Here is a 25,825-nt window from a genome sequence, read left to right on the forward strand (position 1 = left end):
TCGAGTTCGATTCGCATCGGCTGTTTCCGGCGGGGACGGCAAGTGCTACCTGACGAGGCTCATTTTGAGGTCAGTTCGAGGCGCGAATTCTTGTCGGTTGAAATACTTTGGCTCCCGTTCTCTTTGCCGAAATGCTCATCGTAGGCGGTCAAAACCGCGTCTTCGGTCAAAACGGATGGCTCGAGTGGAATCGCAAACTCATCTTGTTCATGATCAAGTACACGCTGAGCGACGGCCAAACGGGTTTCGATTTGGTCGAGCAGTTGATCTGCGCTAGAGAGACCGCTGCCGTCGATTGCGATCCCGGCGTCGACCTGGGATGCCTTCAGTAATCGATCCTGAGCCACCAGCATTTCGACTTTCTGTTCGAGTTGCAATTTGCGGTTTCGCATTTGGTCCAACATCGTGAGTGCCGCGTTCAATCCGTCACGTCGTTTTTGCAGCAAGTCGCTCTTTGTGGTGATCGCGAGTTCACCTTGTTGGAAGCGTTCCAGCCGAGAACGTAATTGTTCGGCGAGTTGTTCACGCGAGACCATCCGTCCGCCGATCGCGTAGGAGACCTGCTGAACACGCATTCGGTTTCGAAGTGAAGCGAGCGTCGCCTTCTCTTCGTGCAGCTTTTGGCTGCTCGCGAGGATATCGTTTTCGAGGGCTTTGATCGCGACTTCCTCTTCGGCAATCACGCGAACCTGCGTTTGCAGGTCTGGAAGGATCGCATCGATCAAATCGCGAGCCCGTCGGAGTTCAAATTCTAGCGGAACAGCATCCTGGACTGATTCCTGTACCGCCCGCGTCGAAGTCCGAATGTAGCTGGTGAAATTGGCTCCCAGCAAAAGGAAGCCTCCTACGATTAATACGGCGGTTGCCCACAGTGAGTATTTAACGATGTGAAGCATGTTGGTTGACCCTCCCGAGAGTCCTGAGTGGAACTGTTCGAACCGCGATAAGCGGTCTCTATCCAGGCAGTCGTACGTTGCAAGAGAATGTTGCACGACAAACGAAAAAAAAACAGAACCGTTGCATGGGCGGATACGGCACCATTGATCGCTGTCGCGCGAAATCGGCCCTGACGTATCAACACGGTATTTACGGCGTTTTTGTGTCGTTTCGAGTTCTGGCTAGATGAAGTGGCGATCGGTTCGCATTTGATTTGCACGCCTCCGCCGGAGTCATCTGGGTTGAATGTGATTATCTTGTGTCGCTCGGATTCGATCGCTTCCCCGGACTTCACCAATGCCTTCACATTCTGTTTTCGGACCTCGTCTTTGCGTTTATGCATGGGTGTTCACTTTTGCCAGCTGCATCGCCGTCGACGGGCTTCACTCGCAGGACGTCACTCGGAAAACGCTCGACCATGGCGACTACGACGTCTGGAATTCTCTCTCCGGCCCGAGTCTCTCGCATGACGGGAATTGGATCCTGTACACGGTCAAGAGTGGCGAGATCGACGGGGAAGGCACGTTGCATATCCAGCAGACCACAACGGGGCGCGAGTACGTTATCGAACGCGGAACGGGAGCACGTTTCACCGCCGACAGCCGATTCGTGATTTACCGCATCACACCGGAAAAGAAGAAGGTGAAGCAACTGCGGAAGCAGAAAAAGGATTCTGATGAGATGCCCCAAGCGATCCTGCAGATCGTCGAACTCGATTCAGGCGACGTGATGACATTGGAAGGTGTGCGATCGTTCGCACTTCCCAAGGAGAACGGGGATTGGGTTGCCTGCCTGATGGAGAAGTCGAATGAACCCGACGAAATCGACAAGACCGCCTCGGGGGATCGCGAGATCTACGTGGTCACACCTGAAGGACTTCAGCGACCCGCGAAGAAACTGAAGCTGAAGAGTCGCGAGGAAGTTGCTCGGCAACGCGGGAGCATCGAGGCGGCTGCGAAGACGGAAGTTGCAGAAGAGACTGCATCGGAGAAACACGACGAGGATGAGGATGACGAATCCGAGCAGAAGGACAAGCCGACCGGCACGCCGCTTAAATTGATTCACCTCGATACCCAAGTGGTGCGGACGTTTCCCGCCGTTCGATCGTTTCGCTTTTCGAAAGAAGGGAAGTGGCTCGCCTTCGTAACCTCCGTTGACGCCCCCGAATCAGGCGAACGAAAACCTTCGAACCAATCGGACAAGCAAAAGGGGAAGAAAGCCAAGGGGGCGGAATCCAAAGAGCGAGACGCAAGCGAGCAAACGGATCGTGGCCCTGGCGACGGCGTTCACGTCATCGAGCTTAAGTCACTCGCTTTGCGTACGATTGTGAGCGGTGTCGGTGAATACAAAAATCTGGCGTTCAACGAAGACGGTTCGCGATTGGCGTTCATCGGTAACAAAGAGGATTACGAGTCGAAAACGCCTTCGTGGGATCTCTACCAATGGAACGCGGGTGCGAAGAAGGCAACCCGTCTCGTCACCGAAGGCGACCAGGGGCTCCCGGCGCGATGGTGGATTGCGCCACAATCCATCCCCATTTTTTCAGACGATGACCGTCGGTTGTATTTTCAGACGGCGCCGATCCCTGAAGCGGTTTTGAAACAGCGAAAGGCAAAGGCAAAGGCCAAGGCAAAGGCGGAGGAGCGAGAAGTCGAGGACGATGATTCCGACGATCGTGCCAAACTCGATATTTGGCATTGGCAGGATCCGACACTGCAACCGCAACAACTCCTCGAGGCGGAACGCGAACGCAATCGACGCTACCGTGCTGCCTACGTCTTTAAATCAAAACGAATGATCCAATTGGAGGACAGCGAGATCCCGTCGATCCGCGTCGACGAACGATCGCCCGCTCAACTCGCGGTTGCCAACACGGATGTTCCCTATCGTAAAACGCTCTCGTGGGAGGTTCCGGGATTTCAGGATGTTTATCTCGTGAATCTCAATTCGGGGCGTCGCGAGCGGGTGTTGGAAAACGTTCGATGGGATGCGTCGATTTCACCACACGGGAAGTATCTTGTTTGGTTCGATGCGGAGCAAGAGAAGTGGTTCGCCAAAGCGACCAAGGGGAAGGATGCTAAAACGATCGAAATCAGCAAAGGGATCAAACACTCGCTTCATGACGAACTCGACGACCACCCCACCCTTCCGCCCGCGTATGGAACGGCGGGGTGGATGGACGATGATCGAGCCATCTTGATCTACGACTCGCACGACATTTGGAAACTCGATCCGACCGGTGAATCGAAACCCAACTGCATCACGCAGGGGCAGGGCCGGAAACGTGATATCCGCTTTCGCTATCGTCGGCTCGATCAAGAGCAGCGTTCGATTGACCCAGCCGCGACATTGATCCTGACCGCGTTTCACCGCGATACGAAAGCAAGCGGCTTCTACGCACTTGATCTGGCAAGCCTTGAGCGGGACGGCAAGAAGCAGAACGCAAAGGAAGGGGACACGAAAAAGAAGTCGCTGCGGCAATTGATTATCTTGGATGAGAATCTTTCGGAATTACAAAAGGCCAAAGAGAGTGACCGAGTGGTTTTCACTCGCAGCACGTTTCGGCGGTTTCCTGATCTTTGGACGAGCACGACCGATTTCGAGGAAATTCACCGCGTTAGCGATGCCAATCCGCAACAGGATGAGTACTCATGGGGCACCGCCGAGTTGACTCATTGGAAAGCGCAGGATGATCAAGCTCTCGACGGAATTCTGATGAAGCCGGATGGTTTCGATCCGTCCAAACAGTACCCGATGCTCGTCTATTTTTATGAACGCAGCTCGGATAATCTGCATCGCTACTTTCCACCGGCGGCGGGGCGTTCGATCATCTGTTTTAGTTTTTATGTCAGCCGTGGGTATGTCGTCTTCATTCCGGACATCCCCTACACGACGGGACAGCCCGGCCAGAGTGCCGCCAATGCGATCCTTCCGGGCGTTGACCATTTGATCGCCCAGGGGTTCGTGGACAAAGATCGAATCGGAATGCAGGGCCATAGTTGGGGCGGCTATCAAACGGCTTACCTCGTGACGCAGACCGATCGGTTCGCATGCGCCGAAGCGGGAGCCCCGGTGAGCAACATGACCAGTGCGTACGGCGGGATTCGTTGGAGCAGCGGTAGGAGTCGCATGTTTCAATACGAGAGGACCCAAAGCCGGATCGGTGAGGACCTTTGGTCGGCGCGGAAAAAGTACATCGAGAATTCTCCGCTCTTCTTCGCCGACAAAGTCAACACACCGCTCTTGATTCTGCACAACGATCAAGACGGTGCGGTTCCCTGGTATCAGGGAATCGAGCTGTTCGTTGCGTTGCGGCGTCTCGAGAAACCAGCGTGGATGCTTAACTACAACGGTGATCCGCACTGGGTGATGGGGGACCACAATCGCCGCGACTTTGCGATTCGCATGCAACAGTTCTTTGACCACTATCTCAAAGATGCACCCGAGCCGGAGTGGATGGCCGTGGGTGTGCCCGCGGTCGAAAAGGGTGAGAACTTCGGCCTCGATTTGCTCGAACCGATGGAAGAGTGATGTTGTGCGATCGCGCAATATCGGCTGAGAGTGCGGCCGCATCCAAGATGCGTGTCCAGTGACGTGAATCGTGTCTGCTCTCGCACGCAATCACGATTTGACTGTGCACGGTGACGAATCTGCCGACGTGGGTGGAGCAAAATGTCGCAATTGACGCCTCGCGGGAGTCGGCGTATCGTGTATCGTAGATAGGCGATAGGGGTTCTCGCAGGGTGACCGTTTGGTTGTCGGTTCGGTCGAAAGCAACACTTGCGTGTCACCGAGAGCGAAGCGTAGTCATAATGCGAACTTATGTGGCTTTTTTTTGCACTTGAAGATCGTTTATCGCCGATAGGCGATTTTGTGGGGCCGATGTCAGATGCTCTGCCGGAAAACGAAGTGAGCAACGTGGAACGAGCGACTCGGTGAACATAGCCGGCCGATCGAAAGAGGTTTCAAAGGAGATTGGAAATGAATCAAGAGAGCAACTGTCCCGTCGACGAGTCAAAACAGATGGGGGTCTTTGAACGCTATCTGACGGTTTGGGTTGCGGCGTGCATCGTGATTGGAATCGCGCTGGGAAAAATTTCGCCAGGTTTGTCGAAGTCGCTCGATGGGATGGCGATTTACGTCAATGACGCTCCGGTGATTTCGATTCCGATTGCCATTTGTTTGTTTTTCATGATGTATCCGATCATGGTCAAGATTGACTTTGGCGAAGTGGTCCGCGCTGGCAAATCGCTTCGTCCGGTCGGATTGACACTGTTCATCAACTGGGCGATCAAGCCGTTCACGATGTACGCGATCGCCAGCTTTTTTCTGGGGACCGTCTTTCTCGGGTTCATCGGGCCTGATGCGGTGGACCTCGTGAAGGCTCCGCTGGGCAGCAATCTCGAACTCGGTGCGACCTATGGCGCCGGTGAAGTCGTGTTGGTCGATGGAGTGAAGATGTTGCAGGTTCCGCTTTGGCGTAGCTATCTCGCCGGTTGCATCCTGTTAGGCATTGCTCCGTGTACGGCGATGGTGTTGGTGTGGGGGTATCTGTCCAAAGGGAACGATGGCCACACGTTGGTCATGGTGGCAGTCAATTCGTTAACCATGCTCGTGCTATACGGTGTGCTGGGAGGATTCCTCTTGGGCGTCGGTCAGTTGCCTGTCCCGTGGCAAGCGTTGTTGCTCTCGATCTTGGTTTACGTCGCGTTGCCGTTGGTCGCGGGATACCTGTCCCGTCGGTGGCTGATTGGTGCGAAAGGCGAACAGTGGTTTCGCGAATCGTTCCTTCACTATTTGACGCCGGTCACGATCACCGCGTTGTTGGCGACGTTGGTGTTGTTGTTTTCGTTCAAAGGCGAAACCATTGTTGCCAATCCACTGACAATTCTTTGGATCGCGATCCCCCTGACTATTCAAACGATTGCCATTTTCGCCCTCGGCTATGTGGCGTCGAAGTTGTTCGGGTTCACGTACGAGACCGCGGCACCGACAGCGATGATCGGTGCGTCCAATCATTTCGAGGTCGCGATCGCAACGGCCACGATGCTTTACGGATTGTCATCGGGGGCAGCCCTCGCGACGGTCGTTGGCGTACTGATCGAAGTCCCGCTGATGCTGATGTTGGTCAAGTTTTGCCTGCGGACGCAGGGATGGTTCTCGACGGCATCACCGCGTGCGGCCGCCATCCAAGGAGTCAATCGATGAACGACCACGCGCACCCGGATTGCTTTGGCGAGATGTTTCCCAATGGATTGCGTTTGCAAGCGAACCGTCCTAACCGAGGCAAAGTCTTCACGGTGAATTTGACGAAGGAGGCCGGTTTCTATCCTGGATTCAGCCGTCGCTCGGTCGAGACGGACGTAGAACAGTGGGACGAGTGTCAGCGGTGCCCCGTTTTCGATCATTGCTACAAACTCTGTATGGCGAAGGTCGCGTTGGAGTCCGTCGTGCAGAATGGCTGAACTTTGGAGAACGCGTCCGCATGGCAAAAGTGAATTGGCCTAACCCGTCCTGGCATTTCAGGGCAGATCCGGTAGCAGGATTTCGGGCGACGCTTTCGTTGATGTTGACGTTGGTATGTCGCAGGCCTATGTTTGCATAAAGATGCAAATACGCAAATGACGATAGTGGTGACATGAATAAAGAAGAGAAAGCCAAATACGAAACGCGAGTGAAGGTGCTCAAGGCGCTGGCTCACCCGGCACGGTTGAAGCTGATCGATGTGTTGGCGGAGCATGAGGAGGTTTGCGTTTGCGACTTAACCGAAGCGATCGGGACGGACATGTCCACGGTTTCTCGGCACCTCACTCAGCTCAAAAATGCGGGCATCGTTGAGAGTGAAAAACACGGGCAGATGGTGTTTTATCGTCTGAGAGTTAAGTGTTTGACGGGCCTGTTCGGATGTATCGAATCGGTCGTCCAGGGACATTTGAAGAGTCAGTTGAAAGTGCTGTCCTAGCGGCAGCCTTTTTTTATTAGTGTAATTGCACACTTGTGCAAATACGCACGAAAGGGTGTTGAGAGTCATGAACCGGGAATTGAAAATCTTTGCTGCTTTTCTAGCCGTCTTCCTGTTTGCCTATTTCGTGCCACTGGCGACACCGAGTTTTGCTGAGGGGACGAGTCCGGTTGCCGCGATGGTGACCGGCGCGATCGTCGAAGCGTTTGTGCTTTTGCAGTGGTACGCTCGCAACCATACGCTGGCCTGCGTGGTCCCCGCATTGTTTATCGCTGGTGCGATCACGACGTTTCTGACGAAGGAGTCCGTGCTGAAACATCTGGGCCCCAAGGCGAACAAGGTCGAGGCGTATAGCGTTGCTTCGATTTCGGGCACGGTGTTGGCCGTTTGTTCTTGCAGCGTTCTGCCGATGTTCGCGGGCATCTATCGAATTGGTGCGGGGCTCGGTCCGGCGGCCTGTTTTCTCTACGCCGGACCGGCCATCAATGTGTTGGCGATCTTTCTGACCGCTCGCGTGCTCGGGTTCGAATTGGGCGTGGCTCGTGTGATCGGAGCGATCGTCTTTGGGGTGATCATCGGAATTTTGATGTCGATGTTCTTCCGCAGTAGCGAAGAGGATCGAAATCAGGCGACCTTGGCGATGCCCGATCCGCCCGCTTCCAAACGGCCTCTGTGGCAATCGGCGGCGATGTTGGCTGCGATGTTGTTATTCCTTATTTTTAGCGACTGGTTTAACCCAGGCGACAAAGACGTGCAGCTCACCGACGGGACTCAGTTCGCCGCGACGCTGCAGTATGAAACTGAAAACAGCTACGACCTTCGGCTGAAGGCGGCGGTGCTCGGACACGAGCAGGCGGACGTGGTGCGGTTGGCCAAGTCCGAAATTGCCAGCATCAAAGATGTCGAAACTTGGGTGACCACGATCCATCACTACCGCTGGTATCTCGCGGGAATGATGGGGCTAGTCGTCGTGGCCATGAGCGTTGCTTGGTTGGACCGAGAGGACTTCGGCCAATGGATGGATCACACCTGGGAGTTTGCGAAATTGCTGGTGCCGTTGCTCTTTGGCGGCGTGTTCGTCGTTGGGTTCCTCGGTGCGTTGGTGCCTGAAAAGCAGGTCGCTGCTCTGGTGGGCGACAACAGCTTCACGTCGAATTTGATTGCGTCGATCATCGGCTGTTTGTTCTACTTCGCGACGCTGACCGAGGTCCCTATTCTAGAAGCGTTGATGCGAAACGGCATGGCGTCGGGACCGGCGTTGGCGTTGTTGTTGGCGGGGCCAGCTCTGTCGCTGCCCAGCATTCTGGTGATTCGCAGCGTTGTTGGTAATGCGAAAACGGCCGCGTTCGTTGCGCTCGTGATCGTCATGGCAACCGTGGCAGGGATGGGATACGGGACGCTTTATCCGAGTCATGCTCAACCCACGGCGGATGCAGTTGCGTCCGCCGATTTCGTTTCACTCACACACTCTCTCAAACCTTAGAAAAGAGGAAATGGTAATGATGACTGTTCAAGTACTCGGGACCGGATGTAGGAAGTGCGTCGCGTTGAAGGAGCACGTCGATGCGGCGATTCAGCAAGCCGGCATCCAAGCGGACGTGCAAAAAGTCGAAGACATCAACGAGATCGTCAAGTTTGGTGTGATGAGCACACCGGCTCTCGCGGTCGACGGCGAAGTCAAGATCGTCGGCAAGGTGGCGACGGTTGATGAAATCGTGAAAGTCTTGCAGAGCTAACGCAACCGGTTCGTATGCGTGGGCACCGAGCGAATGTCCAGTGTTGTTTGCTTCGCCAGGTAGGTCCGGATCTCCAAGGTGGACACCGAATCGAACCCACGGTTTGCGTGAGTCTTAAAGACAAACGCGTGCGTGTCAGTTACCCGACGGGCGACAACGTAGGTGGCATTGGACAGGTTTCACCGGTGGTTCGTGGCCGAGGGCGAAGCGAGCAGATTGTCGCACACGACGTCAAAAACATTGCATCCTGCTACGGTATGATCACAAGATGACACCCGAAATGAGCCCGGTGGGATGATCGCTAACGTAGCGGAGCCCATGCTAGCTCAAACAAAACAAAATAATTTGGGAGTGTTCCGTGAACAGAATCAAAAGCGTGTTTTCGATTGGGTTGCTGTTGTTTGTCGGAGCGACGGTCGCGACCGCGGTCGTCAAGCAATCCGGCGAAGAGCCCGCGGTCGACAATGCGACTTCGGCGCGAGCAGATGCGTTGCCATCAGATGGGCTGGTCGCCACGTTTTTTCACGGTGACGTTCGATGTCCGACTTGTCGAAACATCGAGAACTACGCCCAACAGGCGATAGAGGAAAACTTCGCAGGACAATTGACATCCGGTGATCTTCATTGGCACACGGCCAATTACGAAGCTCCTGCGAACAAGCACTACGCGGATGACTACGAGATCTTCTCGTCGACGGTGGTTCTGGTCCGCATGGTTGATGGGAAACCTGCCGACTGGCGAAACCTGAATCGTGTCTGGGAATTTGTCGGCGACGAGCAAGCGTTCAAGGGATATGTCGTCGAGCAGGCGGAAGAAATGTTGAAGATGTAAGACCGGAGTATTGTCAGTACCAACAACGGAATTCAACGGAGAAGTCAAAATGCGTCAACGAGTGATCGGTATTGTGGTCTGGTGTCTCGTGTCCGCCACCGTCATGGTCACGCACGCCGCCGGCGATGATGTGACGAAAGCGAAAAGCGACGTTCTCGCACCATCACATCAGGTGATCGCGGCCTATTTTCATCGCACCGAACGGTGTCCGACGTGTAAACGGATCGGAGCTTTGGCGAGTGAAACGATGACGAAGGGGTTTGTGTCCGAGATGGAGTCGAAGGCGGTTCAAATTCGGTTGGTTGACTTTCAGGATCCGAAGTACTCGCAGTTAGCGGCGTACTACAAGATCAAGGGACCGACTCTCATCCTGATGGACGTTAACGATGGAAAGGTGACACGGTGGATGCCAATGCCGAAGGTTTGGCAATTTGTCGGGCAGCCTGAGAAATTCCACGCGTATGTCGGTGATGCCGTGAAAGGATATTTGAACGGAACGCTCGTTGAGCCCGAGGTGAATCAATGACTGAGATCGCCGTCGCCGCGTTCTCGGCATTGTGGTTGGGCGTTCTGACTTCGATCAGTCCGTGTCCTTTGGCGACAAATATTGCTGCCATCAGCTACATCGGCGGTCGGGGGGAAGACACTCGTCGCGTGCTAATCGCGGGAGTGCTCTACACGCTGGGCCGGATGGTCGCGTACCTGGGGCTCGCTTTCGTGCTCGTGAACACGATGCTGTCGGTTCCGCAGGCGTCGATGTTCTTGCAAAAGTACATGCACATGTTTCTCGGGCCGCTATTGATTATCGTCGCCATGTTTTTGCTGGGCGTGATCCAGATTGATGTCGGTGGTGGCGGTGTGTCCGAACGGTTGAAGGACCGAGTCGACTCGCTCGGTATCTGGGGATCGCTACTGTTGGGGATCGTGTTTGCGCTCGCGTTTTGTCCGACCTCAGCCGCCTTGTTTTTCGGCAACGTGATGGCCTCACTCGGTGCGGGTTCGACTTTTACGATGCCGCTGCTGTACGGCATCGGAACAGCAGTGCCGGTCATCGTGTTCGCTCTACTGATTGCGATCGGTTCCAAAAAACTCGGCACCGCGTTCAATGCCGTCGGCAAGATTGAGTGGTGGGCGCGAAACGCGACCGGCGCGGTCATGTTGGTGATCGGCGTCTACATGTCGGTTCGCTACGTCTTCATGGCATAGACGCTCGTGGCATGTTCTCGTTTCCGTCCGGTGATTCTCCGATCGCACATTGCCGGACGCGCTAACAACGGAGAGTTTCTTCGCCTACGATTCCAATGCCATGCCACCGGCGCTATCGATGAAGAGCACGCGGGGAAGGTTGCCTGCGATGGATTCCATGCGTTGATAGAGTTCCATCTCGTGGCCTTCCTCGGGAGTTTGGAAACCGAGCAAGACGATCGCGGCGTCGGCAGACTCTTTAGGAATCACTTCATGTGCCGGGCGATCAGTCACGACAACGTTTGGTAGGAAGGTGATACGTGAGGCGGCGCCGAGTTCGGACATGTGGCGTTCGACTTCCGGTTTCGTTTCAACGGAATCCACCACCCGCATCATTCGGATTGTATTGTTTCGCCATCCCGGGTTTTTGTGCAGCAGGTGGGCGAGCAACAGCATCAACGCTCCGTTGGCCATCCCACGCCACCATACGTCGATGGTCCCTTGTGGAACGCTCCAATGTTCATCCAACGCGGTCGATTCGTCGGAGTCCGTGGTGTTGTCGCGATGCGATGTGAATCGGGCCGCCAGGATGCTGCGGTTCATTCTCGCGATGACGCGTATGTTCGCCCCAAACGATTCGGCTTTCTCCTCACGCGGCCAACCCATCAGCACCGTGTTCGGACGGATGCCTCCGATACCGTGGCACTGAATTAACGACTCGATCCCGTCGGACAGCATTTCGTTGCACGTCACCACGGGGAATGCGTCGAGTTCTTCGCGGGCGATGAAATTGCGAAGCGTCTTTTCGTACCGCTCGCGTCGTTCAGCGTGATCCTCGATGTCACCGCAGACGACGTGTGCCAACGTCAGAATGCCGTGCCCGGAGGTTAGCCAGTATCCCAAAATCGGGATGTGAGGGCGTGTCCATCCCGTTCCACTGAGTGCCATGATGACGGGACGCCAGTTTTTCGGATGATAGGCCTCGAGTTCCAAACGCAGCAGCGCCTTTCGTGCCCGTTCGAACATCACTCCGCTCTGCAAATCACCCCATCGGGATTCAATTTCTTTGGATCGGATGTACCAATGAAGCCCGCCGATGAACGCGATCGAAACGGTCGCCCAAACCCAATTGATCAGGAACATTACGCCGACGCAGCCGAGCGTGCCGAGTAGTGACGTAACCCAGTGGCTGTATCGGAACGTCGGGCGGTAGCTGGGGTTTTTCGTAATCGCTTCGTAGAACGTCGCTAGGTTCAGCAGCCCGTACGTGATCATGAAGAACATCGTGATGATCGGCGCGATCGCGTTGAGGTCGCCTAATAGGATACACACTTGGGCGACGATAAAGGTTAGCACGGTGGCGCGTCGTGGTTCGTTCGTTTCGCCGCTGCCGGCACCGAAAAACTCGAGCGAAGAGAAGATTTGATCTCTCGCGAACGCTTGCAAGATTCGCGGTGCACCCATCATGCTGCCCAAGGCAGATGAGAGCGTGGCGGCGAACACGCCCGCCGTGATCGCCAGCGGCCAAACCGCGATATCGCGGATGACCATGTTGTTGTTGACCAATTCTTCGGCCGGTCGGGCACATCCCAACAGGAAGGCTTGCGACAGATAGACGACCGCCGTCACGGCAATGGCCAACAGCGTGCCTCGCGGAATCGAGCGCGACGGGTTCGCCAAATCGCCCGACATGTTCGTTCCCGCCATAATCCCCGTCACCGCGGGGAAGAACAACGCAAACATGGTGAAGAGACTTTCGCCGTCGGAAAACCGCGGCGTCATGTTTGCGTGTAAATATTCCGGATTGAAATCTTGGATCGCGCCGGCGTAGAACGATGCTAGCGCCGCGACCAGAATCGCGAGGATGAAATATTGCACACGGATCGTCCAACCGGCGCCGATGTAGACGCAAATGAACGTGAGCAGATTGACGAAGGTGGCGACCTCCGTGAAATAGGGTGCGAGTTTCGGAAACGTCACCGAGAACGCTTCGGTGAAACCGATCACGTACATCGCCACCGAGATCGCCTGAGCGGAGAAGAACAGCACGCCGATCGCGCCGCCAAACTCGACACCCAAACTGCGGCTGATCAGGTAGTACGCTCCACCGCCTTTGACGCGGGTGTTCGTCGCGATCGAGGACAGCGACAACGTGGTCAGCGTCGTGATGGTCTTCGCAGCCAAGACAATCAAAATCGCATCAAAGATTCCTGCTTGGCCGACGACTTGGCCGAACCGCAGGAACATGATCACGCCCAGGATCGTGAGCGTGCATGGAGTGAACACGCCACCGAACGTTCCAAACTTGCCCGGTTGACCTCCTTGCAGGTCCGTCATCGGCGATGACAGCGATTGGTCTTTTTGGAAGTAGATACGACTGCGCCTTTTTGTTCTGACACGCTTTCCGATGCGATGGCGAGATTGTAACGCTCGCCGTGGCTATCGCGTCAGCGGTACGGCTTCGATAAACCGATGGGACAAAAGCTATCTCTTAAGGAAGCCACTGGGTGACGGATTTCGTCGTTGCCGCTCGCGGTAGTGGCGGTGCGATCGCCCGGGCCTGGCATCTCGAAGATGCAGCAGGGCGGGACCGGTCGTTTTGCATTCGATTTTTGCGACGAAAGACAAACGGCGAGCGAAGACATCGAACGATGCCGTGTCTGTCTTAACGCATCGGCGGGTGACGACGCTAGGGCTCTTCAGCACTGGCGATGATCGGCGCCGTCACGCTGGCGGCACCCGGACGGACCGAGAGGATGCGCATTCGGATTGCTTTCAACGAAACGTTCGGCAAGACGATTCCCGCCAACAGCGCGAGACACAACATGCGACCGACCGACGAAATCCCAAACAGGTAATAGTAGGTCTCCGATTCGCAGCCGAATTGCGAAAGGATGGCCGCTCCCGTGAGTGCGCCCAAGCACACCGCCAACGTGTTTGCGAAGTTATAGTAGGTCAATAAACGCGTCCGTTGATTTGCAGGCAGCATCTCGAAGAACAGCAGGAAGAACCCGAGTTCATACGCCGCCCACGCCACGCCGCTGACCATTTGGATCATTGCGAGCCAATAGATATTGGTCGATACGATCCAAAGCGACGCCAACGGCACCAAACCGATTCCGCCGAACCACAGCACTTTCGTCGCACCGGCCTTTTCGGCAACCCGGCCCCAAAATGATAACGCGATGACTTTGCTGAGAAACGCGATCGCGACCAAGCTGACATAGACGCCGTAACCGAACTCCAACTGTCCGAGCATGTAAGGGACGAAGTACGGCCCGCTGAGTTGGATGAACACTTGCATTGCGACGAGGTACACCAGCAGACGCAGGGCCGCGCGAGTGCTAGTTGTTTGTGGCACGTCTGCGGACGTGTTCGCGGCCGTATTCGCAACGCTATCCGATTCGGCCGAGGAAAGCTCTACCGAGGTTTCGTCGAGACCGCTGGGTTCCCGGGTCCGGTGCAAAAAACCGGCGGACATCAATCGCAGCAATGCCGCCAATCCGAATAGGCCCGCAAAGCCCAGTAGCGCGATGCCTTCACGTGATGTCCAGTGCAGAACGAGTCCGGCGATCATCAATGTGCCGAACGTGCACGATTGCTGCAAACGAGAACGACGAGAGAAAAAACGAGCACGTTGTTGCGACGGGACAATTTGTTCGATCCAAGTGTTCCACGCCGGGCCGGTCGACAATCCCGCGGCCCAGTAGACCGACGCGATCAGCAACATCATCGGCAGGGTGAGGAACTCGTGCCAGGCCGCCAACGCGAGCGGCACGAACGCGAGTGCTTGCAACGCGGCGCCGGCAACGATCCAACGCCGGAATCCGCCGACCCACTGAATCGCCATGGGAGAGATTAACTGCAACACGCCACCGACCAACAGCGGGATGCTGGCTACCAGACCCGATGCGGTTTCGCCGAGGCCGACCGCTAACGCGAACGCGGAAAAGTAGCTTTCGCCGCAACCGACCATTCCGCCGAAACAAGCTGCGTCGCCCATGCTGCGACCCAAATTGCGCTCGTCACCCTCCTCCTTTTCCAGGTCTGCGACTTCGCGAAAGGTGAGTATCCGATCCATCGAAAGTGAGTGTCCGGTGGGGAAGAGTTTGCAGGAGAGCTATTACCGGTTTGGCGAAGGCGTTCAAAGATCGTTTTGCAAATCGGTTGTTGATTTCAATTTCCACACCAACGTAGTCGCGGGCCGCGTATTGTCGACGCAAAGCGGCCGTAAAACCGTCGTCGACGCCCTTATACGGTTCGTTGGGGCGCACCCGCAGCGAAGGGGAACTGCTCGCGAGTCTCTGCCGCCATTGCTCGCAAAACTCTACCTCGCAATTGCGACCCGGATCGAACAAAAGTCCGACGTCAATGTGCCTCCACACACCCTTGAATCGAGGCGTGAAGGTGTGGACCGACAGATGGATAACGGGACGCGATTCGGCCAATTGCTGATCGATCGCCGCGACGGTTCGTTGACGGTAGGGATGGTAGTGGGCCGCCAACAACTCTGTTTGTTCGTGCGGAGAGAGATGACGCGTGTATTTTGAAAAAAGTTCAGCGTTGTCGATCGAGCGATTCAGGTCGACGAGCAAACGAGTCGTCGTCGACGCGATAAGTTCGGCGCCAAGGTGCTGTTGGAACTGTTCGGCGGCGGCCAGTGCACCGGGATCGTAGCCTCGATGGCTCCGCAGATCGGCTCGAGCGCCGGCGCTCTTGAACAGCTCGTCGTAAGCGGGCGGAACGGTATTTCCGCCGTGTTCACAGGTGACTAGGAACGACGCGTCGACGAAACCGGTCACGGCTGGAACGGTTCCCAGTTGTCGAGGCAATCGGCGATTTCATCGTAAACGTGATGCAACGCTTGCCTGTCAAAGTTACCACCGAGGCTCGTTAAGATTCGTGTTGCGAGGGTGCCGTGATCCAAGATGATCTCCAGAGGCGCGTATAGCGTCGCGAGCGTCTGGTCGTCACGGCGGACTCGGCCGAGCAGCGTGGCCCACAATTCTTTCGCCGTCAAAGATGATTTGGTTACGTTGAACAAACGCAGGAAGTCAGCGTCGTCGATCACAGCATTCTCAGCGAGAATCGTGGTGCGTTCGAGCAGTTCGCGCAGCCGCGTCGTCGAAAAACCCTGTTGATCGCTCAAGTTTGACCAGTCTTCGCGGACCAATGATTTGATCACCGCAATCGCAGCGGCGCAGATCGCAACGTCGGCCCCGGGGTATTCCTGGACGTCCATCACACGCAGCTCAATCGAACCGCGGTCAAATCGAGCGATTGCCCCTCGCGCGTTCAAAAAGTCGACTTCAAACACACCGTCGGGATCGTGCGGTCGGACGTCATTGGCAATCGTGTCGAAAATTTCATGCCGGTAACTGGCTTCGTCGTAGATCGGTTCGGGGACGAGATCGCCGGTCAACGAGGGCATCACACTGCAGTGGCCAGCGTAGTGACGCATTCGCGTATCGAGCATGCCCGTTCGGTGTCCGTCGAGTACCGGGGAACTGGCCGCCAACGCGGGCAATAGCGGCAGCACCAATCGGATCGCGGCGTGCAATTTCGCGAATTCATCATCGCCGTCGAACGGAAGATTCAGGTGAACGCTTTGTACGTTCGCCCATCCGTGCGTTTTGCAGTCGAAGATGCGATCGAACGCTTGGTAGATTTCGAAATTTTCATGCGGCCAGACGATCGTTTCGATCGCGGGGTTCATCCACGGGTGCATCGCCGTCGGCAGCAATCGGGCGTTCAGCCGGTCGAGCACCGGACGCAAATCACCGATCGCGGTTTCGAACTGCGATGGAAGCGAACGGAGGTTCGTGGTTGGCAGAGTCGTCTTGAGTTCGATGACGTGTAGCGCAAGTTCATTCGACCAGGTGATCGGACCCGATTCGTGATCGCACGCCGTCCGCCCTCCCGACAAGATAGCGAGTAACGTGTCAGCGATCGGGCGAACGTTCAACGTGTCGCGATCGACCAGCATGTATTCCATTTCGATGCCAAAAGCGTCGAACAATTTGAGCGGCATAGGGGCCTTCGCAGGGAGCGAGTGTTGAGTGAGGTAGCGGGGGAAAGGATACGGAAATGAAAATGAGAGTTGGTGTGGGGATAGTTCGCCGCGAACCGTGTTCTACACCGATGTTTGCCGGGACGCTTCGATGCGACGGACGAAAGATTCCATGATTCGACGATAGAGTTCTTCGCGGAGGACTGCGTCTTCGACTCCTGAATCTAAATTGGGGTTGTCGTTCACCTCAATCACGTAGAACTGCCCGTCGACCTCTTTCACGTCGACGCCGTAGAGACCGTTGCCGATCAAGTTGGCTGCCTTGACGGCGGTCGCGACTGCTTTGCGTGGGGCGGTCTCGACGGGGAACGTGTCGCATTTTCCGAATTGAGGTTTCGCGGGTGAGTTGGCATCGTGTTTGGCGATTTGCCAGTGTCCACGCGCCATGTGGTACTTGCACGCGAACAACGCTCGGCCGTCCATAACGCCGATACGCCAATCAAAATCGGTTCGCATGTAGCGTTGGGCAATGACCAATTCGGAGTCTTCAAAAAATTCCGCTAACCGGGCGAGAAACTCATCGGAATCGTTCGCCTTGACGACGCCCTGTGAGAACGCACTGTCGGGACGTTTCAAAACGCACGGGTACGTGATTTGAGTCGCCAACTCATCCGCGTTGCGGCGGTGGACGATCGTCGTCTCGGGAGTCGGAACTTTCGCTCGCGTCAACAACTCCGCGAGGTAAACCTTGTTGCTGCACCGGAGAATCGACAAGGGATCATCGATGACCACCATTCCCGCTGCTTGGCCGCGTCTCGCCAAACGATAGGTGTGATGACTCACGGCGGTGGTTTCGCGAATGAAGAGTGCGTCAAATTCGAGGAGTCGACCCGACTCGTTTCTCGTGATCAGTTCGGCGTTAATGCCTTCCGCTGCCGCGGCGCGTACGATTTTCTTTAGCGCTGATTCATCCGAGGGAGCGAGATCACCTTCGGCCGGGTTGTGCAAAATCGCCATGTCGTAACGCATCGATTTACGTTTGGGGCGACTCGATCGACCGCGAGCGAAGTGACGTTTGGCCGCCTCGCTGACAAACGGCCGATGGTTTTGCGGTACGGCGCTGAGCGAGATCGCGGTGGCGTGCCGCAGTCGCCATTGGCTCCGACGCGAAAATGTGAACCGCAGCAAAGGGGCTTGGAACACGTTGTACAGTTCGCGAGAGAGTCGGTCATACTTCTTCGCGAGGTTTTCGCCGAAGTAAACGCTCAACACAAATTCTTCGCCTGTTAAACCCTTCAGCGATGACCGAATTAATTCTTCGAGGTGCTGCGGCAATAGACGAACTGCCGTGGATCCGGATAGATCCTGGATCGTCGTCACATCGGGAATCGGACGCTCGCCACGAGCCTCCGCGAGCAGAGACACGTAGTAACCCATGCTTTGATAGGCGTACGATCGGCTGAGGTTATAAACGCGAGTTCGACCGCGTGTTTTGGTATCGGGGAATGCCAAGTAATCGCGAGGGTCGACGATGGTGATATCATCGAACTCGCCAATCCAATCGTCGCCGGATTCGGCAACCAAAATGGTTTTCATGGATTTAAGATTTCTCGTCCGGATAGATGGTGAGCAGGTTTGCGTCGAAGGTGACAATGCCGAGCAAAATGGCGGACGTCACTCGCGACAATGGGGCAATGTATTTGTTTGTCGGTGCCATCGGATTCGGGTGCAGCGGGTCGGCGATCAGTACCGTGCGGTCTTTGGGCGAGAACCCGTGGAGGACAACGAAATGGCCGGTCGGATCACCGCCAACGTCGTCGGGTTTGCCCCACTTGGTTTCTCGGGACTCGCGATAAAGGTACGTGGCGCTGAGTCCACACAGGATCGGCGTTTCGCGAGCGAGCATGGTGACCAACAGCAGTTCGTCGAGCGGTTGCATGCGAACACGACCGCCGAGCGATAGGTAGTTCAGGTAGGACTGTGTCGATGCGGTTAGACGGGCGACGTCAATGTTGCTGCGATGCTGTTTGGAATCGAGTTGCCTCCGCAACCGATCCGACAAGACGTCGGCCGAGTCAATCTCACCGTCTTCGTTGAACCACGTCGGATCGAATAGCTGCAAATTGTAGGTGACGATCGAGGCCGCGAATCCACGTTGTAGTGCATCGCAGGCTAAGTCGACCGCCAACGTGCCACCGCCGTCGAGTTCGCCGATCTTTCGCAGCAACTCGGGTAAGTCGACCGGACGTTCCCAGTAGTCGTAGACGGCCGCGAGGCAAGTCGGTCCGCAGGAGGTGTCGTTGGGTTGGGATTGGATTTCGAGCGTGAGTTCGTGCGTCAAAATACACACCAAACCGACGTCAGAAACGCCTGTCGCCGACCTTGGAACGCCCGCAAGACGTCCTTGAGATTCCGCATGACCTTCACCACCAACAATCCCTTCCAAAGAGCAATCGTTACCGGATTCTTTTCGAGTTCCCCGAGGGAACCGGTTCGCACAATAAGTGTTAACACTTTCGCCTGCGAAGTCGTCTTCATAGCGAACCGGATGAGCGTCCACAATCCCATGCTAGACGAGATCCCCATGAAAGTTCGCCCCGAACGTAGGCCGGATCAAGGACGCAAAACGTGCCGAAGCCGCGCAGACACCTGCTATTCGAACAAAGCAAGAACTTTGAAACACGCTCACCATCGCGTCCGCCGCTCCGGCAATAGCGCTGTTTGCTTGGTCCGGCCTACGGAAGCACGCGGAGAACTTCGCGACAAATTGCCTAGCCGCGAGTTCGCATACGCCGAAGGCGTTCCAGACAATAGCCGGCAGTCGAGCGAAGCGAATACTGCCAGATCCAGTTGGCAGAAACGCAAATCCACCCCGAAGGTGGTTGCACCGTCACTCCACCGGTTTCTACTACCCGCTTCGGGGTCGACGAAACATGGGTTTTGCGAGGTATCCGTAGGTGCGCTGCGCGACCTACGGCTAATCTCCGCAATCCTTTGGGACAACTAAACGAGTTGCGGAGAAAGCGATAGCTCTTAACGACTTCCGCTTCGGGGGCGTTCTACTCGTGGCGGCCCGATGGGGATTGTTCGCGGATGGCCATGCAGGCTTTCTCGAGGCGGTCGGCAACTTCGGGGTGGTCGGCGATGACGTTGTTCGTTTCCGCAATATCGGTGGAGAGGTCGAACAACTGGTAGGGCCTTTGGTCGCGTTTGCCCCGGGGTTGTTCGCGACCTCCGGAGCCGTTGCCGAGCACGAGTTTCCACTTACCGTCACGTATTGCAAACATGCCGCTGACCGAGTGATGGATTACGGGAGCGCGTTCAAACGATTTACCCGACAACGCAGGCAGAAAACTGTAGCTGTCATCGGCACTGCGTGTGTCCATTTCAACGCCCGCGATCTCAGTCAACGTTGCAAACACGTCAGTCAAACAGACCGTCTGGGTTGCTTTGGTTCCTGGTTGCACTTGATCGGGCCAACGGACGAAGAACGGTACCCGGTGTCCGGCTTCCCAAATGTCTGCTTTCGTTCCCCGGTACGGTCCGTTGGCACGATGGTGGTCGCTGCGGTATTCCTGCACCGTTTCGTCGTCCACGTGATCGACGAAGTCAGGGTTGTCGGTGCACCGCATGAACGATCCGTTGTCGCTGGTGTAGATCACAATCGTGTTGTTGCGGATCTCAGCGTCGTCAATCGACTTCATGATTTGACCAACGGTCTCATCGACCTGCATCACAAAATCGCCGTACGGTCCGAGTTCGGTCTTGCCGTGAAATCGTGGGTGCGGCAAGACGGGTTTGTGTGGCCCCGTCAGTGGCACGTATAGGAAGAACGGTTCGTCGCCGGATGCGTGGCTGTCGATGTAGCGATCGGTCTCTCGCGCGATATCGTCAAGCACGTTCTCCATCACGAGATCTGGTGATCGTTCGCCTTGGCGGAGATACGCCGGGAAGCCGTTGGCGGCTTGAGGCAACGAGGGGAACTGAGTCAACTCACCGTTTCGGATGTAAACGTAGGGAGGGAAATCGAGTGACGCGGGGATGATGAACGATGAGTCAAAACCATGCGTGTGTGGACCATCGCTGACCGGTTGGGTGAAGTCGAAGTTCTTTCCGTCTTTTTGAAACCCGAGCCCGAGGTGCCACTTTCCAACGATGCCGGTGTGATATCCCGCTTCTTTGAGTGCTCCCGCGATTGTTACTCGATGCGACGTCATCAACGGCTCGCCGTATCCGTTCAAGACACCGGACTTCAGACGCGTGCGCCAGCAATAACGGCCCGTCAGCAAACCGTACCGGGTCGGTGTGCAAACTGAACTCGGCGTATGGGCGTCGGTGAACGTCATGCCGTCACCGGCGAGTTTGTCGAGATGCGGCGTTTGGATCTTCGACTCAGGGTTCAACACCTGAACATCGCCGGATCCCATGTCGTCGGCCAAAATCAAGATGACATTCGGTCGCGACTCCGACGTGTCGGCAGCGGATGTCATGCAAGGGAACGCGAAAAACGACGCACAAACAAAACACAGAAGGCGGTGCATGATGGGGACCTGTTTTCGAAAGTGGGCAAGCAACAAAGGTACGATAATCCAAACGACGTCCCGTGGGGAGATCGGGATATTCGGGCAACGCAGGACAACGACACCGGCGGCGGACACGCCCGCACTGAGGTCATGCGAATCGAGATCACGCGAATCGAGGTCGCGTGATGCGGGCAATCGTGCCGTGACCGATCCGGGGATGCGTCTTCCGATCAGAACCGGTTGAAGCGACGAAACCGTTCACGGACTACTGCCCGTGAACGGTTTCATTTGTCTTTCGTGATCTCGATTAGCGTTTGCGGACTTCGATGATGTACTTCATCAAGTCATCAAACTCAGAACGGCTCTTGAGTTGCCGAACCAAACTGTCAGGCATCAACGAGACTTTCGATTCGATGACCTCTTCGACGTCGTCTTGCGAGATCGTGATCGGTTCCGGGGCAGCGAGGTTTCGCAGCACAATTTCTTCGTCGTTGGATGAAACCTGCACTCCGGTCAGCAATTCGCCATCGGCCGTCAGCACGCTCACTTGCGCGAAATCCTTGTTGATCAGGCTCGACGGTCGAAGGATCGAGTCCACCAACTGTTCGGGCGAAAGTTGTGTGGTCATCGTCGCCAAATCTGGACCCAAACGTCCCGCACCGCCCGGAGGATCGTGGCAGGCGAAGCAAGCGGCGGTGGATTCGTAAAAGACCTTCTTGCCATGTTTGGCGTTCCCGCGTTCCACGGCCAATTTCGCTAACTCGGCTGCAGAGGCCGCTAGCAGTTCGGCTTCCAATTCCTCGTTAGAAAACTCTTCTACTGCGATCGCGTTTGCGCTGTTCGCGTATTCTGGCTCGAGAGGGTGCTCGGCCAATAAGTCTTCGGGTTTGTAAAACGTCGATCGGCCGCTCGTTTCTTCGCGAATGCGTTTGACGGTTTTGGCACTGATCGGTGATGCTTCGTTACCCCATGTGTTGCGTACAAACGTCAACACGGCGGCAACTTCCTTGTCTTTAAGCAGCGAACGGAACGCGGTCATGGGTGGCACCCCGCGAGACGGATCGAAGGTTTTGCCGTGAACCGTCAATTTGCCCCAGAGTCCGTGCAACGACATCTTGATCAATCGGTCTTCGCTGCCCAGCACCCAGGGGCTATCCACCAACGACGGGTAGACACTCTCGTTGCCTTTACCGTGCGTCAGGTGACATGTCGCGCAGTGCGATTCACGTTGATAGATTTCGGCACCGAGGCGGTATGCCTTCCGCTCGGAACGATCGAGATGTTCCGGAGGAGTGAACTTGACGAAGTCCGATTCGGCTTCCGATGCAAACCCTTGGGCACCCGTCGTGTCGACGTTTTCCCAGAAGTGTTGGACGGTTTTCGCCGCGACAACCGCGTGTTTGACTTCAGAGCTGAGCAGCGAGTTGAGCAATTCCTCATTGCGGAAACCGTGTTGCTGATGCAACCAAAGGGCTTCGAGCAAATGGTGGGCTTCGGTTTCGTCGTTCGGATCGAAGTCTTTGATCCACTGGCGTGCGGCGGCAATCACAGCGTCCGAATCACGAGCACTCAGCTCGACACGGGTTCGGTGACGAACGCCGTTGACGGGATGTTCCAAATTCTTCAATAACGCTTCGATCGGTTCGCCGGCGATCTTAACGGGTTTTTGCAAAGGTCGATCTTTCACCGTCAGGCGAACGATTCGTCCGTGAGCGTGATCGCGATTAGGGTCACGAATGTTATGTTGCATGTGACCGATAATCGCATTGTGCCAATCCGAAACGTACAAGGCACCGTCTTCACCGATGACCGCATCGGTCGGTCGGAAGTTGCGATCGTCGCTGTTGATCAGTTCGAGACCCGGGGTGCCCCACACTTCACCAATCTGGCGCGTCGTGCCGTCGCCTTCACGGTCGAGCGAATACTGTTTGACGCCGAGGAATCCGATCGTGTTGCAGATCAGGAAGTCGTTTTGAATTTCGTCGGGGAAGTGTTGCGATGACAGAATGGCGTTGGCCGCGACCGGACGAAACTCTTTGGTCAACAACGTGTGCATCTTGAAACCCTTGCCCTCCGGACGCACTTGGTACGAGCGACCGCCGGTACCGTCGTTGGCATAGCAATACCCCCAGTAATCAAAACTGGTGCCGTGTGGGTTCGGGCTGTTGGCCGCATGCGGCGTGATCGCGAAGGTTCGCGGATCGAACCGGTACATGCCCGACGCACCGATGTTCAGGTTTTGCTTCCATGGTGTTTCGTGATTGTGGACCAAGAAAATCCCGCTCTGCCAATAGATGCCCCCGTCGGGCCCGTAGACCAAATTGTTCGCTGCGTGGTGCGTGTCGGACGTGCCGAGACCTTGCAGCAATGGGTAACGGACGTCCGCTTTGTCGTCGCCGTCGGTGTCTTTGAGGAATAACAAATCGGGACCTGACGTGACAATGACGCCGCCGCCCCAGAACTCAAAACCCAGCGGGTTGTGGACGTTCGCAAAGATCTTTCGCGTGTCCGCTTTGCCGTCGTTGTCGGTGTCCTCCAGGATCATGAGGCTGTCCTTCAGTTCCGTTCCCGGTTCCCACTTCGGGTACGAGTTCCAACTCGCGACCCACAGTCGGCCTTTCGCGTCGACTTGCATTTGCACGGGGTTGGCGAGGTCGGGAAACTGAACTTCGGAGGCGAAGACGTTGAGTTCGTAGCCCTCGGGAACGTTCATCATCGCGATCGATTCTTCGGGCGTCAGGTATTCGATGCTGCCTTCTTTCGCGGCGCTCGAACTTCTGCTGCCACCACCGATGTTTGAGATCACCTCAACAGGAGGCGGCACGTTGCTGTCGTCGATCACGTGTTCCTTACCCGCCGCTGCCGCCCAAATGGCTTCGTCGCGGTTGGCCGTCTTCACGTCGAGCATTTCGAGTTCGTGTTTGAGAACGTCCGCGTTACTTTGTCCGTCGACGAACGTTAACGTCGAACGCGATCCCCAGATGTCGTTGCCATCGGTCGCGTGATAACGATTGTGCCAATGCCAGTTTTTGTCTTTGACGGCCGCGTAAATGTCATCGAGCCGTTCGTTCGGCTCAGCTTTTTTGTCGAGCAAGTTTTCTGAAATGATCTCGGCGAGCTTTTCGTATCCCTTCTCGTTGAGATGGATTCCGTTGATCGTGTAACGCAGTGTTGTTGACGCAAAGAGACGCCGGGTCGGCGTGAACAAGTCGACGAATGACGCACCTGTTTCCTCGGCCGCTTTGAGAGTGGCGTCGGTGTAGATTGCAAGGTTCGTATTCAGTTCCGTGCCTTCGGGAAGGCTTCGGTCGCCAACGTTCTGGTACGCGATGGGGCTAAACAAAACGAATCGAACTTTCTCGCCCTTCTCTTGCATCAGCTTGCGATATCGTTCAACAAGTTTGACCAACTCACCGCGATACGCGTCGGCACCTTCGGGACCCGCGAACGACTCGTTGTAACCGTAGAACGTAAACACGACGCTCGGTGCAACGTGTTGCAGGTACTCGTCGTCGTTAGTGAATCCCTTGCTGCGAGGTTTCTTGTTGACCATGTCGCCCGAGAAACTCATGTTTCGGAATCGGACGTTCAGGCCTTCGAGTTGGCTCTGCAAAACCGTCTCAACCCAAGGATCGTGCTGCATTCGATCGGCGAGACCGTTGCCGTAGACGGCAACCACGTCGTCTTGCTCAAACTCAAACGGTTCGGTGGCAGAGGATTGTGGCGAAACAAGAATCACGGAGAAAACGGCAGCGATCCAAACAAATTGCAATCGTTTCAGAGGTAAAACACGGCAAAGGCAAGTCATATTCCAAACTGCGGGTAGGTGGGATGGCGGCAGGCCAGATGCGCGAGCGGGCCCGCGGGCTAACGCCGAGAGGTGGGGAGGGTGAGGGGTGATCGTCACCAAAAGGGCGATTGGGGAAAGTATAGACTAAAAGATTTCAGCCATGCCGTCACCCGATTCACAAACGCGAGTCTCCGGAAAAAAGGAGAGGATCACGCCAATTCGTCGGCAGTCCGGTGGCCAAACGCAAAACCCATCCGGACTTTTGCCTCTGTTGAGATTGCCACCGAAGCAAACGCTGCTCGAATCTGCGGAATGTGGCCGTACGCTCCGCGTTCAAAACCCTGGCTTACCGACCGCGGAACATTCGGCCACATTCGATCAATCGCAGGTGCTTGGATGCCACCGATGCTGTCGCACCTTTTGATACATCAGCTTGCTTCTGATCCGAGTGCGAGGTGGGTTGAGTTGCGTGATCGGTATGAGCAAGCTTTGTCGGCGTACGTGAATGGGGAGCCAACGCAGTCGGCGGGGGAGTTGATCAAGTTGGTTGCTAACTTCCCGGAAGATGAACCGAGTCTGCTGTTGTTGCAGAGGGTTGTCGATTCGATTGCTGCGAAGGGGACCAAAATCGATCCTGTCATTCGTCTTCAACGAAAATAGACGAACGCGTTTGTCTGGATTCTGAGCCTTGAGTCCGCGCATAAAAAAAGCTTGGTTTGAAAACCAAGCTTTTAGAAGCGACGCGGACGGGACTCGAACCCGCAACCTCCGGATCGACAGACTGGAGGCTAAGTCGCTGAAACGCGGTGTTTCTTGCCTTTTTTCTCTTCATGGGTACTATTCGGGTACTA

At 55.9% G+C, this 25,825-nt stretch carries 20 protein-coding genes; 10 read left to right on the forward strand and 10 right to left on the reverse strand.

The genetic code is table 11. The features are described from left to right. Nucleotides 1-59: 59 nt before the first annotated feature. Nucleotides 60-896 (reverse strand): signal peptide-containing protein, encoded by an 837-nt coding sequence (locus FHS27_RS22125; RefSeq protein WP_184307110.1) that lies wholly within the window; start codon nt 894-896, stop codon nt 60-62. Nucleotides 897-1,233: 337 nt separating this feature from the next. Between FHS27_RS22125 and FHS27_RS22130 the strand changes: the two genes are divergently transcribed. From FHS27_RS22130 to FHS27_RS22170, 9 genes are all read left to right on the forward strand, one after another. Beyond that, the gene (locus FHS27_RS22130; RefSeq protein ID WP_184307112.1) at nt 1,234-4,467 is read left to right on the forward strand and encodes a S9 family peptidase; all 3,234 of its coding nucleotides are present in this window, start codon (nt 1,234-1,236) and stop codon (nt 4,465-4,467) included. 450 nt (nt 4,468-4,917) lie between these two features. After that, nucleotides 4,918-6,144 (forward strand): ACR3 family arsenite efflux transporter, encoded by a 1,227-nt coding sequence (arsB, locus tag FHS27_RS22135; protein ID WP_184307114.1) that lies wholly within the window; start codon nt 4,918-4,920, stop codon nt 6,142-6,144. Next, a complete protein-coding gene (locus tag FHS27_RS22140) occupies nt 6,141-6,401 on the forward strand; it encodes a hypothetical protein (RefSeq protein ID WP_184307116.1) in 261 nt (86 codons plus the stop codon). Before arsB ends, FHS27_RS22140 begins: the two co-directional genes overlap by 4 nt. Before the next feature lie 173 nt (nt 6,402-6,574). Next, a complete protein-coding gene (locus FHS27_RS22145) occupies nt 6,575-6,898 on the forward strand; it encodes an ArsR/SmtB family transcription factor (protein ID WP_184307117.1) in 324 nt (107 codons plus the stop codon). A gap of 67 nt (nt 6,899-6,965) precedes the next feature. Further along, entirely contained in the window at nt 6,966-8,381 is a 1,416-nt protein-coding gene (locus FHS27_RS22150; RefSeq protein ID WP_184307119.1) for a permease, read from the forward strand. Between the two features lie 16 nt (nt 8,382-8,397). Further along, nucleotides 8,398-8,634, forward strand: a complete 237-nt coding sequence (locus tag FHS27_RS22155; RefSeq protein ID WP_083904821.1) for a thioredoxin family protein — start codon at nt 8,398-8,400, stop codon at nt 8,632-8,634. A gap of 358 nt (nt 8,635-8,992) precedes the next feature. Next, the gene (locus FHS27_RS22160) at nt 8,993-9,466 is read left to right on the forward strand and encodes a nitrophenyl compound nitroreductase subunit ArsF family protein (RefSeq protein WP_184307121.1); all 474 of its coding nucleotides are present in this window, start codon (nt 8,993-8,995) and stop codon (nt 9,464-9,466) included. Nucleotides 9,467-9,476: 10 nt separating this feature from the next. Then, on the forward strand, nt 9,477-9,992 hold the full coding sequence (locus tag FHS27_RS22165; RefSeq protein WP_184307123.1) for a nitrophenyl compound nitroreductase subunit ArsF family protein: 516 nt from the start codon (nt 9,477-9,479) through the stop codon (nt 9,990-9,992). Then, nucleotides 9,989-10,672 (forward strand): aromatic aminobenezylarsenical efflux permease ArsG family transporter, encoded by a 684-nt coding sequence (locus FHS27_RS22170; RefSeq protein ID WP_184307125.1) that lies wholly within the window; start codon nt 9,989-9,991, stop codon nt 10,670-10,672. Before FHS27_RS22165 ends, FHS27_RS22170 begins: the two co-directional genes overlap by 4 nt. Nucleotides 10,673-10,756: 84 nt before the next feature. Here the strand turns inward: FHS27_RS22170 and FHS27_RS22175 are convergent, their stop codons facing one another. The 9 genes from FHS27_RS22175 to FHS27_RS22215 form a co-directional block, all read right to left on the reverse strand. Then, on the reverse strand, nt 10,757-12,988 hold the full coding sequence (locus tag FHS27_RS22175) for an amino acid permease (protein WP_184307127.1): 2,232 nt from the start codon (nt 12,986-12,988) through the stop codon (nt 10,757-10,759). A gap of 352 nt (nt 12,989-13,340) precedes the next feature. Further along, nucleotides 13,341-14,732 (reverse strand): MFS transporter, encoded by a 1,392-nt coding sequence (locus FHS27_RS22180; RefSeq protein WP_246420581.1) that lies wholly within the window; start codon nt 14,730-14,732, stop codon nt 13,341-13,343. Next, on the reverse strand, nt 14,677-15,453 hold the full coding sequence (locus FHS27_RS22185) for an N-formylglutamate amidohydrolase (RefSeq protein ID WP_184307300.1): 777 nt from the start codon (nt 15,451-15,453) through the stop codon (nt 14,677-14,679). The genes FHS27_RS22180 and FHS27_RS22185 overlap by 56 nt, the downstream gene beginning before the upstream one ends. Further along, complete coding sequence (locus FHS27_RS22190) at nt 15,450-16,682, reverse strand: glutamate-cysteine ligase family protein (protein ID WP_184307129.1); 1,233 nt, start codon at nt 16,680-16,682, stop codon at nt 15,450-15,452. The genes FHS27_RS22185 and FHS27_RS22190 overlap by 4 nt, the downstream gene beginning before the upstream one ends. Before the next feature lie 102 nt (nt 16,683-16,784). Continuing rightward, nucleotides 16,785-18,257 (reverse strand): RimK family protein, encoded by a 1,473-nt coding sequence (locus tag FHS27_RS22195; protein WP_184307130.1) that lies wholly within the window; start codon nt 18,255-18,257, stop codon nt 16,785-16,787. 4 nt (nt 18,258-18,261) lie between these two features. Next, entirely contained in the window at nt 18,262-19,011 is a 750-nt protein-coding gene (locus tag FHS27_RS22200; RefSeq protein WP_184307302.1) for a cysteine peptidase family C39 domain-containing protein, read from the reverse strand. Further along, nucleotides 18,999-19,247, reverse strand: a complete 249-nt coding sequence (locus FHS27_RS22205) for a hypothetical protein (protein ID WP_184307319.1) — start codon at nt 19,245-19,247, stop codon at nt 18,999-19,001. The genes FHS27_RS22200 and FHS27_RS22205 overlap by 13 nt, the downstream gene beginning before the upstream one ends. A 473-nt stretch (nt 19,248-19,720) precedes the next feature. Continuing rightward, a complete protein-coding gene (locus FHS27_RS22210; RefSeq protein ID WP_184307133.1) occupies nt 19,721-21,379 on the reverse strand; it encodes a sulfatase family protein in 1,659 nt (552 codons plus the stop codon). A gap of 112 nt (nt 21,380-21,491) precedes the next feature. Then, on the reverse strand, nt 21,492-24,923 hold the full coding sequence (locus FHS27_RS22215) for a PVC-type heme-binding CxxCH protein (protein WP_390854249.1): 3,432 nt from the start codon (nt 24,921-24,923) through the stop codon (nt 21,492-21,494). 456 nt (nt 24,924-25,379) lie between these two features. Between FHS27_RS22215 and FHS27_RS22220 the strand changes: the two genes are divergently transcribed. Continuing rightward, on the forward strand, nt 25,380-25,634 hold the full coding sequence (locus FHS27_RS22220; protein WP_246420586.1) for a hypothetical protein: 255 nt from the start codon (nt 25,380-25,382) through the stop codon (nt 25,632-25,634). Nucleotides 25,635-25,825 lie beyond the last annotated feature (191 nt).

It is taken from the genome of Aporhodopirellula rubra (genome assembly GCF_014192335.1).
Classification (GTDB): domain Bacteria; phylum Planctomycetota; class Planctomycetia; order Pirellulales; family Pirellulaceae; genus Rhodopirellula; species Rhodopirellula rubra.

Bases quoted from the DNA above. Each gene is read 5' to 3' on its own strand.
- FHS27_RS22155 (WP_083904821.1), top strand. From the start codon at position 8,398: ATGATGACTGTTCAAGTACTCGGGACCGGATGTAGGAAGTGCGTCGCG.
- FHS27_RS22220 (WP_246420586.1), top strand. From the start codon at position 25,380: ATGCTGTCGCACCTTTTGATACATCAGCTTGCTTCTGATCCGAGTGCG.
- FHS27_RS22205 (WP_184307319.1), bottom strand. From the start codon at position 19,247: ATGGGGATCTCGTCTAGCATGGGATTGTGGACGCTCATCCGGTTCGCT.
- FHS27_RS22190 (WP_184307129.1), bottom strand. From the start codon at position 16,682: ATGCCGCTCAAATTGTTCGACGCTTTTGGCATCGAAATGGAATACATG.
- arsB (WP_184307114.1), top strand. From the start codon at position 4,918: ATGAATCAAGAGAGCAACTGTCCCGTCGACGAGTCAAAACAGATGGGG.
- FHS27_RS22130 (WP_184307112.1), top strand. From the start codon at position 1,234: ATGCCTTCACATTCTGTTTTCGGACCTCGTCTTTGCGTTTATGCATGG.
- FHS27_RS22150 (WP_184307119.1), top strand. From the start codon at position 6,966: ATGAACCGGGAATTGAAAATCTTTGCTGCTTTTCTAGCCGTCTTCCTG.
- FHS27_RS22170 (WP_184307125.1), top strand. From the start codon at position 9,989: ATGACTGAGATCGCCGTCGCCGCGTTCTCGGCATTGTGGTTGGGCGTT.
- FHS27_RS22140 (WP_184307116.1), top strand. From the start codon at position 6,141: ATGAACGACCACGCGCACCCGGATTGCTTTGGCGAGATGTTTCCCAAT.
- FHS27_RS22175 (WP_184307127.1), bottom strand. From the start codon at position 12,988: ATGACGGACCTGCAAGGAGGTCAACCGGGCAAGTTTGGAACGTTCGGT.
- FHS27_RS22145 (WP_184307117.1), top strand. From the start codon at position 6,575: ATGAATAAAGAAGAGAAAGCCAAATACGAAACGCGAGTGAAGGTGCTC.
- FHS27_RS22125 (WP_184307110.1), bottom strand. From the start codon at position 896: ATGCTTCACATCGTTAAATACTCACTGTGGGCAACCGCCGTATTAATC.
- FHS27_RS22180 (WP_246420581.1), bottom strand. From the start codon at position 14,732: ATGGATCGGATACTCACCTTTCGCGAAGTCGCAGACCTGGAAAAGGAG.
- FHS27_RS22195 (WP_184307130.1), bottom strand. From the start codon at position 18,257: ATGAAAACCATTTTGGTTGCCGAATCCGGCGACGATTGGATTGGCGAG.